The following is a 17,267-nucleotide window of genomic DNA, read 5'->3' as shown; positions in this document are numbered from 1 at the left end:
ATGTCAGCACTCCTTAATCCTCTAGTTTGCAAATACCATCCAAATACAGAAGCGGGTTATCTTCCTTTTGATCCACTGAGATGGGGGTTGATTCGTATGGGGCGCTTGCCAAGTATTGGACAATGATTCCATTGACGATCGCTTGCACGGTCGTATGCTGCTTATCGGCGATTGCTTTCAGCTCAACAAAATATTGCGGATTGAGTTCTATTGTGTCTTCATCTTGTTCTTCACTTCTTGAGGAAATGAATTCGGAAGCGGTTGACTTCACTTTTTCGATGAAGCGTTTGTAATTATTCACCATTTTGATTCACTCCTTATGTATAGCTTTTATAAATATTCGTCGAATTTTGTCGATTTAAGGGGGTAATGTCGGATGGAAAGCTAACTTCTGGCTTCCTGCAAGGTGATAGGCGTCTTGGGGAAACACGTGACGGCGAAGGAGAAATAAAATCAATCCCAGCGGTACACGCACCTACCAGTAACTTTGTATTTCTCACTTGGCGTTCATTTTGCTGACCTGTATTCTCCGTTAGCAAAGCTCAAATCATGTTGTATTTCTCCTTAAATTCGATTGACAGTTCACTCCATTTGACCGGATCCCACTACCATTTCACGGCCATAGCTTCGCGTGTTATTCGAGAACAATGCTCAACCAGCCCAATCATGGTTTGTGCAATAGCAGGTGAACAGTTTGTATAACGGGCTGCAAGCATCCCCGACTAATGCTCATTTTAACGCAAAAATAGAGGTTAACCAGATTTAAATGGCTAACCTAATAATACGAAACTATTTTGCTTCATCTCGAGGTATTAAGAGCTTATAAACGAAATAACGATAATAAAGCGATGATCTCTGCCAAGCGAATAATTTGTCGTCTTCGACTTCCAATTTCACGCATCGTCAGAAAGTCTGATCCTACAAATAGCATACGACCAGTAAACGTGCCATAGACAGTTGTAACTTGAACATTTTGCCCCACCATTGACTTAGCTTTAGTTCGGAAACTCATGGTCTTCACTCCTTCTTCTTAGACATTTTGTTGATTCTATAATCTATGTTCAGATTAGACAATTTGAAAGGGTTAATAGTGGAAATCTACTTCTTTTCACTATTTCACTATTTTCATATATTTAGTTCAACGCACTCTCATTCCGGAGTTGATCTTACTTCATGTTCTCTGAGAAGGGACTGTAGTATCATCAATTGAAATTCACGATAACGTGGCGGTAGAGTCAAATATTAGTCCATCAGCAAAGACCAAGTACTTGTTTTGGTTGGTAGAGCATGATTTTACAGAAAAAAGAGAAGGCCACTAAATCTAGAGACCTTCTTCTCTGATAATCTTCATCGATTATTTTACTGTTCGAATTAGCTAATAATATGTACATAATCCCCTATTTTGTGAAGATGTACAGGATCCGCCGCGACGGATCCCTTTCTATGCTTTTTACTGAAAGATCTTCTTATATGTTGCTTGATCCTTTGCAATCAAAGGGGCTCGAGATGATCGGTGTGTCCCATCACAAATAACCTCTCTAAAGTAAAAGACTCCTTCACTGTAGAGAGGTTCTAAACTTAATAATAAATCTTCTCATCCCGCTTTTCCTTAAGTATTTCCACCGCTTCTCGAAACCGCAGCGAATGAATAATCTCCCGCTCGCGTAGAAACTTCAAGCTGTCCTGCAAATCCACATCGTCCGTCAAATCGATGAGCCACTGATAGGTTGCCCGCGCCTTCTCCTCCGCCGCAATATCCTCATAGAGATCCGCAATTGGATCCCCTTTTGCTTGAATATATGCCGCCGTCCACGGGACACCCCCTGCATTCTCATAAAATAAAGCGCTGTCGTGAGCCACATAATGAGCACCTAGTCCAGCAGCTTTTAGCTGATCCGGCGTCGCATCCTTCGTCAGCTTATAGATCATTGTGGCAATCATTTCTAAGTGCGCGAATTCCTCCGTACCTATATCTGTCAGTAAACCGATAACTTTGCCTGGTATCGTATACCTCTGGTTCAAATAACGCAATGCAGCCGCCAGTTCCCCATCCGCTCCGCCGTATTGCTCCAATAGAAACTTCGCCATCATTGGATCGCATTTGCTTACGCGAACTGGATATTGCAGCTTTTTCTCATACACCCACATTTACAGTACCTCCTTTAAGATTCGCGCTAGCTCCATTCCTTTCTAAACCTGCCAAGGCCACGGTTCTTCATTCCAAGACCATGGAACACCTGAGAAGCTTTGTCCGAAGTTTTTCAAGGGACCGTACTGTGCCTCATATCGCTGAGCTATCTGCTGCCTTAATAAGGCATAATTGTTGTATTGCTGTATAGCATTTGTATCCATAGGATGAGTGTCTAAATATAAGTTCAACTCTACTAATACAAAATCAACGGCTTGCAATTCAAGCAGCAGCTTATAGTATTCTTCATCCAACTTTATTTTCATTATGAATCACCTTCTTTTTCCCTGACGTTTTTGGAGTCGTAAGGACTAAATAATGCCGGCCAGAGCGTGCCGTACCTTAACGCTTCAAAAGGATTGAACTGCGGCAAATCAGGAGGCTGAAAGGTGATAAACAATTGCGGACCAACATTGAAGCTTTTTACTTTTATCGGTGGACAGGGATCTAACGGACTGATGAAAGGCTTATAATAGCGTGTCTGACTATTCATGCAAAAGACTCCTCTCGTTTCGTACTTCGAACCAATATATGTTAGGCTGCTTGACTAAAATTACGTTATGAATGAGATTTTCCAAAAATAAAAAATGCTGTCTTGCATGATCGCAAGACAGCTCTAATCTAATATAACCTCTATCAATTACTTGTTTTAACGAATACGATAACTAAAATCGTTCCACCGAAGCTCTTTACGGAAATTGCGGACAGTAGTATCCTTATCAACTAAAGGATTTGCTTTTCAATATCCTTCGGTCATAAAAAAGTCAAATTTACATTAAAACTGCTCAAGTCGATACGTATATTTGCAAAAAGAACAGCGAAATAAAACACTATTATCCCCAATTGTGAAAGTAAGCCGCTCATCGTCTTCAATTTCCACAAATTCTCTGCCGTGCTCGTCCCGATCACCTGTTGCAAATAATACCGTTTTGTTGCCGCACTCGCATTCAAAGCTCATCATCGTCTTTTTGCTCCTCTATTTTCATCGATTCATTGATTCACAGTGTTCGCTTCGATATAATTAGCGATGACATTATTATATTACAAAAACAAAGTCAAGAGAGGGTTACGATAAAACATGTATATTGCAGATAAATGGAACGACTATGAGGTTATAGATACTGGAGATGGTGACAAGCTGGAGCGTTGGGGAAATTATACGCTTCGCCGTCCAGATCCTCAAATCATTTGGCCTATCGTAAATGAGACTGGCCTATGGAAAAAAGCAGACGGACATTACCACCGCAGCTCCGCTGGCGGCGGTCAGTGGGAAATGAGCCCAAGCCTGCCAGAACGCTGGACTATCTCCTATGGCGAGCTTTCCTTCCACATCAAACCAACAAACTTCAAACATACGGGTTTATTCCCGGAGCAAGCAGTCAACTGGAGCTGGATGATGGACAAAATTAGATCAGCAGGCCGCCCGATTCGTGTATTGAATCTATTTGCTTATTCAGGCGGAGCTACCGTTGCTGCAGCTGCTGCTGGCGCAGAGGTATGTCACGTAGATGCTGCCAAGGGTATGGTCCAATGGGCGAAAGAAAACGCGCAATTATCTGGCCTTGAGTCTGCCCCTATTCGTTATATTACGGACGATGTGTTTAAATTTGTACAAAGGGAACAGCGCCGGGGCAAGCAGTATGATGCGATTATCATGGATCCACCTTCCTACGGTCGCGGTCCGAACGGCGAAACTTGGAAGCTGGAAGAAAACCTGTTTCCGTTTCTACAATCCTGCACGGAAATTTTGTCGGATAAACCGTTATTTATGTTGATTAATTCCTATACAACAGGTTTGTCTCCTTCCGTATTGCATAATTTGCTTCATATGACGATGACAGCTAAGTATGGCGGAGAAATTAACTGTGGTGAAATCGGCTTGCCGATCACAAAGTCCGGTCTTAATTTGCCTTGCGGAATTTTAGGACGCTGGGAGTCCAAATAATGTCCATTCCTATTTTGTTCGAGGATAATCACCTTCTCGCCGTCATTAAGCCCCCAGGAATTTTGTCGCAAGAGGATGAAACGGGCGATCCAGATATGCTCACCCTATTGAAGCAGGATTTAAAGGAACGCCATAACAAACCGGGAAATGTGTTTCTAGGTCTTGTTCACCGGATTGATCGTACGGTCGGCGGCGTAATGGTTTTTGCCAAAACGTCGAAGTCCGCGTCGAGACTTTCCGAATCTGTCAGAAACCGTGTTTTTGGCAAAACGTACGTATGCGTCGTGCAGGGCTCCCCTGCAGCGCATATGGGACGTTTAACACATTATATACTTAAGGACAAGAAGCGTAATCAGGTCACCGTATACAACCGGCCTGTTGATGAGGCAAAGGAAGCTATTTTAGAATACGAGGTTGCTGCAAAGGCTGGTCGTTATTCTCTTCTAGCTATACGACTGCACACAGGAAGACCGCATCAAATTCGAGCGCAAATGTCACATATCGGATGCCCTTTAGTAGGCGATCTCAAGTACGGAGCCAAGCCTACAGCTGACATTTCCGATATTGCGTTATGGTCAACCTCTGTCACCGTTCCCCACCCTATTACGAAAGAAATCGTGAGCTTCCAATCCATACCTAGCGGCTCGATTGCGTGGTCATGGTGGACTGACGAACAACTAGGACTTGCATCCAAGATGTTCAATAGTTTGCAATAAGGAAGGACGATGTATGAATGCGTCACAAGAAACACTGGATTGTTCATTCGATTCTATTAACACTTTCTCTAATAGGTTTGGTCATTCTCTTACTAATGCCGTCCAATCAAGTGAGGGCTCCAGACCTTACTGTAGCTATTCCGCCAGGAGCTGCCGGCGAGTCTACCTCAGACTCGCCTTCCCCCACATCAGAGCCATCCACAATTGTCCCTCAGCCGTCTGAAACGCCGCAAGCGCCCGTATTTTCGGATGCTGTCTGGATTGCTGTAGGCGATATTATGATGCATACACCACAGTTGCCTGGCTCTTATGACAAATCAACGAAAAGCTATAATTTTGATCGCTTTTTCAATGATGTCGCTCCTATCTTGAAGCAAGGAGATTGGGTTATCGCCAATCTGGAAACGCCAATTGCTGGGGTTGAATACGGCTATACAGGTTATCCATCCTTTAACGCGCCCTATGAATTGGGAGAAGCGATCAAAAAAGCAGGCTTCAACCTCATTACAACTGCCAACAACCACTCGCTCGACAAAGGGGAAAAAGGTCTGCTTCGGACTCTGGAAAATCTTAAATTGCTAGAGCTCCCTGCAGTTGGAACAGCCTCCTCCCAAGAGAATTCTGACCGATTGCTGCTGACTGAGAAGAATGGAATCATTATGGGGTTAATTTCTTACACGTACGGAACGAACGGCATTCCTATTCCGGAGGGCAAGCCATATCTAGTATCACTAATAGAAGAGCAGAAAATAATAGAGGATATCAAGAGACTTCGCGAAGCGGGGGCTGATCTTGTTACAGTATCTCTCCATTTCGGTATCGAGTACCAGACAGCACCTAGTGATGAACAGAAGCATTTAGCTAGAGCACTCGTTGCCGCAGGCGCTGACATTATTGCAGGCTCACATCCACATGTCGTTCAACCCTATGAAGTCGTAGAGACCTTTGATGAGAATGGCGTACCAAAAACCGGTCTTATCATTTATTCTATGGGAAATTTCATCTCTAACCAACGAGGCGATACGAAGGATTACGGGGTTATTTTCAAAGTAAACGTTAGAAAGAATATGACCGACGGTACTATCGCTCTAACCGAAATCGAATCGATACCTACCTGGGTACATCGTTATAAACTAGATGGTGCTTATCGTTATCGCATATTGCCGATTGAACAGACGATCAACACTTCAGACGATCCATTACTTGCACAAGCCGACTACGATACACTTAAGCAAAATTACGAGTTATTGCGCAATCGGCTCGATTCTATGAAATAAAAAAAGACTAGATTACCTATTCACAGGTTCGCTACTTTCCCTAGTAAGTAGACCAACAGCTGTTGGTTATGAGAGGAAATGCGGTCCAGCGATTGCTCGATCAATTGGGTTCGAATCGCTGTACCGCGCGCAGCCTCTTCCTCACCCTTCTTCGATACAGACACCCATACGATTCTCCGATCATTATCATCCCTTGAGCGATCAATCAGTTCATTTCGTTCCATCCGATCAAGTAAAGTCGTTATTGCTGCAGGTGTTGTTGACAAGTATTGGAGCAGATCAGACGGCTTCATTGGCTGATGCTGCAGGAGCAAATCCAACACATTCAGTTGTCCTTCTGTTAGTGGAGCGAGCGACTGCTCTAAGCTGGTTTTCCACTCGCGTGAAAGCTTCATCCATAATCGAGTAAATTCATCAGATACCATTTATTCTCACACCTGCCCTCTGTCATATTTCACCTTTCGCTATATATTATAACAGTCCATAATGTCGAATAAAAGATTAATACAATTAATAATTTGCGATATTAATCGATACAATAGTGAACATTTTGACAGAGTTAGACATACAATGAGGCGAAAGCCCAGCGCTATATCTCTTTCCAGTGCCTACGCTCATGCTTTCAATGTAAATTTGCTGCGTAAACTTTTAAGGGGCGTGATTGAAATGGACGAACGTAAAGCGGCAATTATCCAAAAAATAAAAGCGTACGGCATTATAAAAGACCCACAATGGTTAGACCGCCCAGATGAGCCGGTTCCATTGTGGGTTATGCTAGATGCGATATTGGAAGTTATTGAGCGTTTCGATCCGCCTAATCGGCCTTTTGACTAACATCCGTGTGTGAGCGTACAAGCGTGCTTGTAATGATATCATTCTTCTCAACTGGGAAGATAAGTTTACCAATCGCTTTGCGCTCTTCAATTGGCGCTTTCTCAGAACTCGCAGAAAGCTTAGCTCCAGATGATGTAATGGCAATGATCTCTTTCTCATCCTTGCAATAATATGCGGCAACGAGAGCCGCTCCATTTGGTTTAACCCTCTTGCCTTCCTTGAACTCGAACGTTTGAACGCCCTTGCCGCCTCTTCCCTGGATCGGATAATCAAGCAGCAAAGATCGTTTAGCGTAGCCAATATCCGTAATGACAACAATTTCGCCTTCATCGTCGGCAACCCACTCCGCGGCGATTATCTCGTCACCGTCCTTCAACTGAATACCTCTGACACCAGTTGCGACTTTACCCATCGTATTCACTTCGTTCTCAGCAAATCGGATACTCATTCCTAGCTTAGTCACAAGTAAAATTTGCTTCGTACCGTCACTCACCGCTACTTGAACGACTTCATCACCTTCCGCAACTTTGCATGCGGCGATTGCAGTTGACCTAGTCGTTGCATATTCCTTAAGCTCCGTTCGCTTCACTTGACCTCGCTTCGTTACGAACACTAGCGATGCAGTTGAAGCAGAGATGTCGCGAATTGGAATGACGCTTACGATGGAGTCGTCCTTAGGCATTGGGATTACGTTAACGACAGCTGTTCCTGTATCCTTCCACTTAAATTCCGGAATTTGATGGACAGGCAATAAGTAATACTGTCCCTTGCGAGTGAACAGCAATAGGTTGTCGATCGTGTTAACCGCCAAAAGCTCGCGGACGAAATCGCCTTCCTTCACACCTGCGTTTTGCTGCTCTCCTCCCGATCTGGTGAAGGACAGCATGCTTGTCCGCTTCACGTAACCGTCATCGCTTAAAGTTACGAGCACATCCTCAGGGGTAACAAGCACTTCAAGATTAACCTTCAGCTCTTCTACTTCACCACGAATATCCGATCGACGGTCAATGCCGTATTTCGTGCGGATTTCGAGCAGTTCATCCTTGATGACGCCAAGCAGCTTCTTCTCGCTATCCAAAATGGATCTCAAGTAAGCAATCCGCTTCATCATTTCCTTGAGCTCTTTCTCAAGCGTTGTAATCTCAAGGTTCGTTAGTCTATACAGCTGCAAGGTTAGTATCGCGTCTGCTTGACGGGGTGTAAAGTCAAACTTCGCGACTAAATTATCCTGCGCATCGGCACGGTTCTTAGAAGCCTTAATCGTCGCAATAACCTCATCGAGCAAATTAAGAGCCTTAACGAGACCTTCCACTACATGAGCGCGATCCTCGGCTTTCTCAAGATCGTATTTCGTTCGGAAAGTAACGACTTCCTTCTGATGCTCAATATATGCGGCTAAAATATCCTTCAAACCAAGCTGCATTGGTGTTTTGTTAACGATAGCTACCATATTGAAGTTGTAAGCTACCTGCAAATCCGTCTTCTTCAGCAAGTAAGCAAGAATGCCTTGCGCATCCGCTTCCTTCTTGAATTCCACGACTATGCGAAGACCATTGCGTCCGCTCTCGTCGCGAACCTCTGCAATGCCTTCGACCTTTTTCTCTAACCGTATGTTCTCCATAGCCGTTACAAGCCGAGACTTGACAACCTGATAAGGGATTTCAGTTATTACGAGCTGCTGTCTGCCGCCCCTCATATCTTCAATAACTGTTTTCGAACGAATATAGATACGTCCTTTGCCAGTAGCGTAGGCGTCACGGATACCTTCCTCACCCATAATAAGGCCGCTTGTCGGAAAGTCTGGACCTTTAACATACTTCATAAGCTCCTCAAGCGGCAGCTCAGGGCTTCCCATAAGCGCGATACAGGCGTCAATCACCTCACGTAGATTATGGGGAGGTATTTCAGTTGCAAACCCCGCAGAGATGCCGCTGGTACCGTTTACGAGCAGATTAGGATATCTCGACGGTAGCACAACAGGCTCTTTCGTCGAATTATCGAAGTTATCTTTGAAAAGCACCGTTCGCTTCTCGATATCACGAAGCAGCTCCATCGCGATAGGCGACAAGCGTGCTTCCGTGTACCTCATAGCAGCAGCCGGATCATCATCCTGCGATCCCCAGTTTCCATGTCCATCAACAAGCGTATGCCCCATTTTCCAAGGCTGAGCCATTCTTACCATACCTTCATAAATCGATGAATCGCCATGCGGGTGATAATTACCCATTACATCTCCGACGGTTTTGGCTGATTTGCGATATGGTTTGTCCGGCGTGTTTCCAGAATCATACATCGCGTATAGAATACGTCGTTGCACCGGCTTTAAGCCGTCACGTACATCAGGAATCGCGCGATCCTGAATTATATACTTCGAATAACGTCCGAAGCGGTCTCCCACGACCTCTTCCAGAAACGCCGGCAAAAATTGTTCCAGTATACTCATGCAGAATTCCCCCTATTCCTCATATTCCATAAAGTCGACATTTTCAACAATCCACCGTTTACGCGGATCGACCTTATCTCCCATGAGCGTCGACACTCTGCGTTCAGCTTTAGCTGCATCCTCGATTTGAACCTGTAGAAAAATACGCGTTTCCGGGTTCATTGTAGTTTCCCATAGCTGCTCGGGATTCATCTCACCCAGTCCTTTATAACGCTGAAGCTCATAGTTTTTGCCGAATTCCTTCAAGTAATTTTGCAGCTGCTCGTCCGTAAATGCGTAACGGAATGTTTCCAGCTTACCGGATTTGCGGGATATTTTATACAATGGCGGTTGTGCAATAAAGACTCTGCCCGAGTCTATTAGCGGCTTCATATAACGATAGAAAAAGGTTAAAAGAAGTACCTGAATATGCGCTCCGTCTGTATCCGCATCGGTCATAATGACAATTTTATTATAATTGCATTCCTCCGCAACAAATTCTGGCCCGACTCCCGCGCCAATAGCGGAAATAATGGCTTTATATTCGTCGTTTTTCAATATATCGGCAAGCTTCGCCTTCTCAGGATTCATTGGCTTGCCCTTAAGTGGTAAAATCGCTTGATATTTGGAATCTCGACCTTGCTTCGCGGAGCCGCCGGCAGAATCACCCTCTACGATAAATAGCTCTGTACGGGAAGTATCCTTCGATTGGGCTGGCGTGAGCTTGCCATTCAGATTAGAGCTTTCGCTCTTCTTCTTGCCGCTGCGAATTTCTTCACGCGCTTTGCGAGCTGCCTCGCGCGCTTTAGAAGCCTGCAGTGATTTCTTCAGCAGCATTTGCGCTACCTGCGGATTCTCCTCTAGAAACACCTGCATTTTCTCTGTAACGATCGCATCGACCGTACTTCGCGCGGATGCGCTGCCAAGCTGATCCTTCGTCTGTCCGACGAATTCAACCTCAGACATTTTTATATTAATTACGACCATCATACCTTCACGCAAATCGTTGCCTTCAAGGTTTTTGTCCTTTTCCTTGAGCATAGCCGATTTACGGGCATAGTCATTCATTACGCGTGTATATGCCGTCTTGAAGCCGGTCTCGTGCGTACCGCCTCCGCGTGTAGGAATTGAGTTAACGAAAGAAGCAATCGTCTCGGTGTATCCGTCATTGTATTGCAGTGCGACTTCAACCTCAATATCGTCCCGATCGCCGGTGAAATGAATAACATCATGCAGTACGGTCTTGTCATCATTCAAAAATTGAACGAATTGACGCGCTCCGCCCTCATAGTGGAATACATCCTGCTTGCCGCTGCGATCGTCTTTAATCGACACTTTCAGACCGGAATTCAGAAAAGCAATTTCCTGCAATCGCTCTGCCAGCGTATCGTAGCTTAAATTCGTACCGCTCTGGAACACGCGGGCATCCGGCTTGAAAGTAACCTTCGTTCCCGTACGATTAGTTGTACCGATAACCTCGAGCCCGCGCACTGGTTCACCAACATGCTCCTTGCCCGCTTCATCGATCCAATATTCGAATCGTTGTCTATGAATTTTACCTTCACGGTAAATATCTACTTCCAGCCACTCAGACAACGCATTGGTAACGGATGCCCCTACGCCGTGCAAGCCTCCGGATTTCTTGTATCCCCCGCCGCCAAACTTACCGCCCGCATGCAAAATTGTAAATACAACCTGTGGAGTCGGTATACCGGTCTTATGCATACCCGTCGGTATCCCCCGGCCATTATCATGAACCGTAACTGCTCCGTTCTTATGCAGCAATACTTCGATTGCTGTACAAAACTTTGCCAAGTGCTCGTCCACGGCATTATCGACAATTTCCCACACCAAATGATGCAGCCCAGAGCTGCTTGTGCTGCCTATGTACATACCTGGTCTTTTACGTACTGCAGTTAATCCTTCTAGTACTTGTATATCATCGGCCTCATAATTTCGGTCTGTAGCCGCTGAATTTGCTAAAAAATCGATTTGCTCTGACATGAGCGCCCCCCAATCTGTGTTCACGTTTCCCTATCTTCAAGCTATTTTAATTCAAGATGTCCTGTTTCGTAAAGACACCAAAGGAAACGACCAGCGCGCCAATTCCCCAAATCGCTAGCACAGCAAGGGAAAAAGGTAATGACATTCCTTCAATCGGCGGTGGCGATCCGTCCAAATAGCTGGTCAATTTCAGGTTAACCGCGAACAAATATTTAGCGCTTGTCCAAGAAGAAGACATTCCTGACAAAATAGTTCCTGTAATAACAGCAGCCATCATCGTCACCATGCTTGCAGCTGTACTGCGAACAAGGACGGATACCATAAAGGCAAGAAGCGCGATAATAATGGCCGCGTACCAAGCTAAGCCCGATTGCATTATAACATATAACCATTGCGGAACCGAATGCACGTTCGAGCTGTCGAACGTCGCGCCTATAATTCGAAACCCTGTAAATACCGGAACGAACCATCCTTCATAACCGAAATACATGCCTGAAATAATATAACATAGCAGCACAGTCGACAGAACTGTCAGTGATACATATAAACAAAGTGCAATCAGCTTGCTAAGCAATATTTTCCACCGTCTAATCGGTCTCGTAAGCAGCATTTTGATTGTCCCTGATGATCGCTCGCCTGATACCATATCCGATCCAAGAGCCAGTACGAGCAAAGGAATAAACAAAGTAACCGAATTATCTAGAAAGCTGCGAGTAAATGTTACACCGTTCGGATCATTCGGATTTACATCATGGTCCAAATAATAGTGCAGCTGCTGTACGGCTATACGTCTGCTTCGTTTCCATTCCTCGGGAATCCGGTCGCTTGACAGCGTATTTTCCAAATCCGTTATTTGCTGCAGCACCTGATTGCGCCAATCTGAAAATTTAACCGCATTATTCTGATATACCTTCAGCTCGGCATAACAAAATATTGGAATAAGCGCAGCCAATAGGAGAATGATAACAAAAAATCGTTTCTTTTTCCAAATTTTAAGCATTTCATTCTGGATGAGCGGTAATATATTAGCCAAACGCTTCACCCTCCGTCAACGTCAAAAACAGCTCTTCCAGCGTAGGCGCTACTTGTTGTACGGATAATACGCCTATTTGAGAATCGACAAGCTGCTTTACGATCTTTGGAATATTTTCGGCTGGCATTGTAGTTATTATGGCGTCCTGCTTATCGGCTAATAAGATTTCGTCAACATGGCTAGCGTTACGATCTACAATTTCAATTCCTTGATTCGCAGCCAGCAGCTGCTTACCTGATTTGGTTTGGTCCAGCTCCCAAATCACATATCCACTTGAATTCTTGATTAAATCGATTACCTTTCCCTCAGCAAGCAAACGACCACCATTAATGATAGCTACTCGATCGCACATTAGCTGTATTTCACTGAGCAGGTGGCTCGATATGAAGATACATAATCCTTCCTCAGCCAACTGCCTTACAAACTCTCTAAGCTCCTTAATTCCTTTTGGATCAAGCCCATTTGTCGGCTCATCTAGAATGAGCAAACTTGGCTTGCCAAGCAGCGCTTGTCCGATACCAAGGCGTTGACGCATACCGAGCGAGTATGTTCTCACTTTATCGTGGATACGATCTTCAAGCCCTACGATACGTACAACCTCATGAATGCGGGCCTCGTCTATCCCTACAAGCATGCGCGCAAAATATTCAAGATTTTCCCAACCAGTCAAATACGTATACGCTTCAGGATTCTCAACAATACAACCTACATGTCGAAGCGCCTTTTCAGGCTCTTTCTGTACATGATTTCCACATATCCGCACCTCGCCTGAAGTTGGTTTAATTAGATCGACAAGCATACGAATCGTCGTTGTTTTGCCTGAGCCATTCGGACCGAGGAAGCCGAATATTTCTCCTGCTCTTACTTCAAAGCTAATGTCATGGATTATGGTTTTCCCTCTTATTTTTTTGTGCAATCGATTGACAGCAAGAACATTTTCCATATAAGCTTCCTCACTTCCCAATTAACTCATTAATAAGCATTCTAATATAAGGATTCAATAATTCGAGCAGCTATTCGCTCATAGCCTAGGTGATTAGGATGAAAATGATCGTCTGACAAATAGTCGGTAATTTTCCCTTCAAACAAATCAAAGGTGGGAATCATCATCATGTTCGGATAGGTGTGAAGCATAGCATACGATTCTTTATTCCATTGCTGCACCTCAAGACTGCCGCTCCTTAGCGCTTCAATATCATAAAATGGATTGTATAAACCAACGTAAACGATTTTGGCGTTTTCATTAATATGGTGCAGCTCGGCTAACACTTGTTTAAAGCTATTTAATGCCTTTGGCAGCTCGATCGATAAGCTCGTTATAGTGGTTGCTGTGAGCTTCTTTCCAGCATTCTTAGCGCGCGCAGAATGAAATAAATCGTTTCCGCCGATTGTAAGAAGAATTAAATTTGCCTGTTTTATCGCATATTTGAAGCCATTATCATTGTGCAAACGATCTGCAAGTTCATCTGCGCGCATACCGTTTATAGCTAAATTATTCAGCACCCGTACCGGCTTATTCAGCTCGGTCCGCAGACCTTTTGCGACCATCTTTACATAGCCTTCTCCTGTCGTGTCTCCCGTTCCCTTCGTGAGGGAGTCACCTAGCGCGACAATCCGGATTTCCGACGCTTCCTTCAAGTTGCCCGCGGATGGTTTGTTGACATCCTCCACCTTCTCTACTTGATTCATCTGGTCCAAATCAGGAAGCAGCATATCCTTAACCGCCCAGCCGAATCCAAGCAATAACACCGCTGTCGCGCATATCGAGACAATCATCAAAGCATTCCAACTTGTACGAAAACTGTTCATCAGCTTGACTCCTTACCTATCAGCAATCTCCGTATCGCCAAAATAATTGATGTTAGCATGTTTTGCAGAATGATGGAATTTATGTATGATCCGCTAAAATAGATGAATATACAAACTCGACTACTACACTTTTAGAAAGTTTAGACGAATCGCATTAAGCAAGGATTTAGTTGAATGCAGCTAAATGAAGTTGAACGCAAACGAAAACTGTGTTTTAATCAAGTGATGTGTTCGAGGTCGAGCCTTATTTTATTTATTCTTTCAAAAGAGGGATTATTATGAGTGGTAATGAACGCGTGGATTGTATGAAATGCCAGTATTTTCATGTTACTTGGGACCCAAAATCACCAAAAGGCTGTAAAGCTTTTGGATTTAAAACTAGCACCATGCCAAGTCTAGCTGTATATAACTCTTCAGGTAAGTCTTGCATGAATTTCGAGCTTAAACTAAAGCCTAGATCATAATAATTAATACATTTACTCAAATACACCCTTTAAAATATAAATTAATTATAGGCTCTTCCTAAAGTTCAGCGTTTGACAGAAAGTGAGATCTACCTACTCCACAGTACTCTATTGTACTTTTCTACTCAACTCTACTCTACTCTGCTCTGCTCTGCTCTGCTCTGTTCTGTTCTGCTCTACTCTGTCCTGCTCTGTTCTGCACTGTTCTGCTCTGCTCTGCTATGCTCTGCTATGCTCTGCTCTGTCTTGTTCTGCTCTGTTCTGCTCCACTCTATCCTGTTCTGCTCTGTTCTGCTCTGTTCTGCTCTGCTCTGTCCTGTCCTGTTTTGCTCTATCCAGCTCTATCCTGCTCTATCCCGCTCTATCCTGCTCTACTCTGTCTTGTTCTGCTCTGTTCTGCTCTGTTCTGCTCTACTCTGTCCTGTTCTGCTCTTCTTCTCTGTTCTGTTCTGCTCTGCTCTGCTCTGTTCTGCTCTGCTCTGTCGAATTTGACTGTATTTTATACAATCAAATCTACTTCATAAACGTTGTCTTTGTCCCAGACTGTAAATCATACAGGCTAATCGCCTGTTATGCGGATAAATAGCTTCTAACGACCTATTTGATTGTATATTTTCCATTCAAACACATTAAAACATGAAAAATAAGACGTTTGAATGTACAATATCCATTCTAAACCACCATATAGCACTTTACATGCGTTAAAATAGAATGATGGTAAGGGTGCCTAGCACCGTCCTCTTAGGGTTTAGTAAAATCAAGTATTGATTTTTAGATTGAGCCTAAATACAGGAACTGAAACATGAGCTTAATAATGAACTTAAATATGAAACTAAACTTGAAGCTAAACTTGAAGCTAAACATGAAGCTAAACATGAAGCTAAATATGATCTTAATTACTTAATTGATACTACATGAACATAAATTAGTTATACAAAAACGGACATCCAAGCCTATAAGCAGCTGGATGTCCGTTTTTATTAAAAAGCACGCTATTATTAATGTTGATCTACTTATGCTTGGACCAGCTTGGATCACTGTTATCTAATAGATAAGCGAAGTCATTTTCCAATCGTTTTTGTTCCTGCTTTTTTTTGTCCTCTTCCTGCTTTCGAAGCTCTTCCTTCCGCGTCGCTTCCTCCTGCTTCATTTCCTCTGCTTTAGCCTTCAGTTTACTGACGATATCCGCGCTAAGCAGCTCATTAAGCAATACAGGATTACCCTGTTCAGACTTCGAAGACGCTTTAGCTGCAGAAGCAGCAGCTTGCTTCCGTTTTTTGCTCATTTCGTATACCTCCAGACTTAGAGCTTTATTCAATAGAGAGAGTTAGATCTTTTTATAACTATCGATTAATTAATTATTGTATTCTATATACAAAGCTTCAGCCGCTATACGAGCTGTTTCACGCGCTTGTTCTACATTTGCCGCAGAACTAAGCGCAACGGCCATTCTACGGCCTGCCTTCGTCTCAGGCTTGCCGAATACTCGAACTTGCGTGTCAGGCACAGACAGCGCCTGCTCTATGCCGCCGATGCGGAAGTCTTTATACTCTCTATCTGCTTTCAAGGTGTGTGAAGCACCAGGCGTCAACAGACGTATAGTTGGAATCGGAAAGCCTAGAATAGCGCGAACATGGAGCGCAAATTCAGATAAATCCTGTGTCGCCATCGTCACCATACCTGTATCATGCGGCCGAGGCGAAACCTCACTGAACAGCACGCCATCATTCGTAATAAACAGCTCTACGCCATAGATACCGAAGCCGCCCAGTTCCTCCGTAATTTTCAGAGCGATTGCCTCAGCTTGTGCAATTTGCTGCTCGGTCATCTCATGCGGCTGCCAGGATTCGATATAATCTCCGTCCTTCTGGACATGACCAATTGGTGCACAATAGCTTGTACCGGATACTGATCGTACAGTTAACAGAGTAATTTCTGACTCAAATGTTACGAAGCCTTCGACTATTATTCTTGTCTTCTTCGCTCGCCCGCCTTCCATCGCATAATTCCAGCAAGCTTCAACCTCTGCTTCGGAACGACAAACACTTTGACCTTTGCCAGATGAGCTCATAATCGGCTTTATTACACATGGAAATCCTAGCTCTATTGCAGCCTGTCTCAATTCGTCTTGCGTATCCGCAAATCGATATGGAGCCGTAGGCAAACCTAAAGTTTCCGCGGCTAATCGACGAATACCTTCACGGTCCATCGTAAGGCGTGCTGCTCTCGCAGTCGGAATGACCTGATGACCTTCCTGCTCCAGCTCCAAAAGCGTTTCTGTCGCGATTGCTTCAATTTCAGGCACGATAAGATCCGGTCTTTCCTTCTCAATAATACGACGAATAGCCGCTCCATCAAGCATATCCGCGACATAACTGCGATGTGCAACCTGCATAGCAGGCGCATTCTCATAGCGATCGACAGCAATCGTCTCAACACCTAACCGCTGTGCTTCAAGCACAACCTCTTTACCCAGTTCACCTGAGCCTAGTAACAATATTTTGCGAGCATACTGAGTTAATGGTGATCCATACATAAAAAAAGAGAACCTCCTGGAAGCAAGCCGTTTCGTTGT

Annotated in this window: 18 protein-coding genes; 4 read left to right on the top strand and 14 right to left on the bottom strand. The window is 44.2% G+C overall.

Annotated features, from left to right (window positions below; genetic code table 11):
- Positions 1-13: 13 nt before the first annotated feature.
- The 6 genes from AC0YN7_RS14310 to AC0YN7_RS14285 all read right to left on the bottom strand — a co-directional run bounded on the left by AC0YN7_RS14310 (position 14) and on the right by AC0YN7_RS14285 (position 3,149).
- Positions 14-304, bottom strand: a complete 291-nt coding sequence (locus AC0YN7_RS14310; protein WP_475810679.1) for a hypothetical protein — start codon at positions 302-304, stop codon at positions 14-16.
- Positions 305-820: 516 nt separating this feature from the next.
- Entirely contained in the window at positions 821-1,012 is a 192-nt protein-coding gene (locus AC0YN7_RS14305) for a hypothetical protein (protein ID WP_475810678.1), read from the bottom strand.
- A gap of 566 nt (positions 1,013-1,578) precedes the next feature.
- Positions 1,579-2,148 carry a manganese catalase family protein gene (locus AC0YN7_RS14300; RefSeq protein WP_475810677.1) on the bottom strand — a complete coding sequence of 190 codons (570 nt, stop codon included), beginning with the start codon at positions 2,146-2,148 and terminating at the stop codon, positions 1,579-1,581.
- 42 nt (positions 2,149-2,190) lie between these two features.
- Complete coding sequence (locus AC0YN7_RS14295; protein ID WP_475810676.1) at positions 2,191-2,454, bottom strand: spore coat protein CotJB; 264 nt, start codon at positions 2,452-2,454, stop codon at positions 2,191-2,193.
- On the bottom strand, positions 2,454-2,681 hold the full coding sequence (locus AC0YN7_RS14290) for a spore coat associated protein CotJA (protein WP_475810675.1): 228 nt from the start codon (positions 2,679-2,681) through the stop codon (positions 2,454-2,456). The genes AC0YN7_RS14295 and AC0YN7_RS14290 overlap by 1 nt, the downstream gene beginning before the upstream one ends.
- Positions 2,682-2,963: 282 nt before the next feature.
- Positions 2,964-3,149, bottom strand: coding sequence for a hypothetical protein (locus AC0YN7_RS14285; protein WP_475810674.1), 186 nt, complete (start codon positions 3,147-3,149; stop codon positions 2,964-2,966).
- A gap of 117 nt (positions 3,150-3,266) precedes the next feature.
- On the opposite strand from AC0YN7_RS14285, the gene AC0YN7_RS14280 reads away from it, so the two are divergent.
- Genes AC0YN7_RS14280 through AC0YN7_RS14270 form a run of 3 tightly spaced genes read left to right on the top strand, consistent with a single transcriptional unit; the run spans position 3,267 to position 6,126 of the window.
- Complete coding sequence (locus tag AC0YN7_RS14280; protein WP_475810673.1) at positions 3,267-4,133, top strand: class I SAM-dependent methyltransferase; 867 nt, start codon at positions 3,267-3,269, stop codon at positions 4,131-4,133.
- Positions 4,133-4,849 (top strand): RluA family pseudouridine synthase, encoded by a 717-nt coding sequence (locus AC0YN7_RS14275; RefSeq protein WP_475810672.1) that lies wholly within the window; start codon positions 4,133-4,135, stop codon positions 4,847-4,849. The genes AC0YN7_RS14280 and AC0YN7_RS14275 overlap by 1 nt, the downstream gene beginning before the upstream one ends.
- A gap of 17 nt (positions 4,850-4,866) precedes the next feature.
- Positions 4,867-6,126 (top strand): CapA family protein, encoded by a 1,260-nt coding sequence (locus tag AC0YN7_RS14270; protein ID WP_475810671.1) that lies wholly within the window; start codon positions 4,867-4,869, stop codon positions 6,124-6,126.
- Positions 6,127-6,146: 20 nt separating this feature from the next.
- On the opposite strand, the gene AC0YN7_RS14265 is transcribed toward AC0YN7_RS14270, so the two are convergent.
- Positions 6,147-6,551 (bottom strand): MarR family winged helix-turn-helix transcriptional regulator, encoded by a 405-nt coding sequence (locus tag AC0YN7_RS14265; RefSeq protein ID WP_475810670.1) that lies wholly within the window; start codon positions 6,549-6,551, stop codon positions 6,147-6,149.
- Positions 6,552-6,792: 241 nt separating this feature from the next.
- On the opposite strand from AC0YN7_RS14265, the gene AC0YN7_RS14260 reads away from it, so the two are divergent.
- Positions 6,793-6,960, top strand: coding sequence for a hypothetical protein (locus tag AC0YN7_RS14260; RefSeq protein WP_475810669.1), 168 nt, complete (start codon positions 6,793-6,795; stop codon positions 6,958-6,960).
- On the opposite strand, the gene gyrA is transcribed toward AC0YN7_RS14260, so the two are convergent.
- From gyrA to purT, 7 genes are all read right to left on the bottom strand, one after another.
- The gene (gyrA, locus tag AC0YN7_RS14255; protein WP_475810668.1) at positions 6,941-9,403 is read right to left on the bottom strand and encodes a DNA gyrase subunit A; all 2,463 of its coding nucleotides are present in this window, start codon (positions 9,401-9,403) and stop codon (positions 6,941-6,943) included. The genes AC0YN7_RS14260 and gyrA overlap by 20 nt on opposite strands.
- A 12-nt stretch (positions 9,404-9,415) precedes the next feature.
- Positions 9,416-11,386 carry a DNA topoisomerase IV subunit B gene (gene parE / locus AC0YN7_RS14250; RefSeq protein WP_475810667.1) on the bottom strand — a complete coding sequence of 657 codons (1,971 nt, stop codon included), beginning with the start codon at positions 11,384-11,386 and terminating at the stop codon, positions 9,416-9,418.
- 46 nt (positions 11,387-11,432) lie between these two features.
- A complete protein-coding gene (locus AC0YN7_RS14245; protein WP_475810666.1) occupies positions 11,433-12,419 on the bottom strand; it encodes an ABC transporter permease in 987 nt (328 codons plus the stop codon).
- Positions 12,412-13,362, bottom strand: coding sequence for an ABC transporter ATP-binding protein (locus tag AC0YN7_RS14240; RefSeq protein ID WP_475810665.1), 951 nt, complete (start codon positions 13,360-13,362; stop codon positions 12,412-12,414). The genes AC0YN7_RS14245 and AC0YN7_RS14240 overlap by 8 nt, the downstream gene beginning before the upstream one ends.
- 41 nt (positions 13,363-13,403) lie before the next feature.
- Entirely contained in the window at positions 13,404-14,228 is an 825-nt protein-coding gene (locus AC0YN7_RS14235; protein ID WP_475810664.1) for a GDSL-type esterase/lipase family protein, read from the bottom strand.
- Between the two features lie 1,473 nt (positions 14,229-15,701).
- Positions 15,702-15,977, bottom strand: a complete 276-nt coding sequence (locus tag AC0YN7_RS14230) for a YqkE family protein (protein ID WP_475810663.1) — start codon at positions 15,975-15,977, stop codon at positions 15,702-15,704.
- 69 nt (positions 15,978-16,046) lie between these two features.
- Positions 16,047-17,228, bottom strand: a complete 1,182-nt coding sequence (purT, locus tag AC0YN7_RS14225; protein ID WP_475810662.1) for a formate-dependent phosphoribosylglycinamide formyltransferase — start codon at positions 17,226-17,228, stop codon at positions 16,047-16,049.
- Between the last annotated feature and the right edge of the window lie 39 nt (positions 17,229-17,267).

This window comes from Paenibacillus sp. J31R122, from assembly GCF_056269185.1.
Note: the sequence above shows the minus strand (reverse complement) of the source record. Positions and strands in the feature narration are given on the sequence as shown.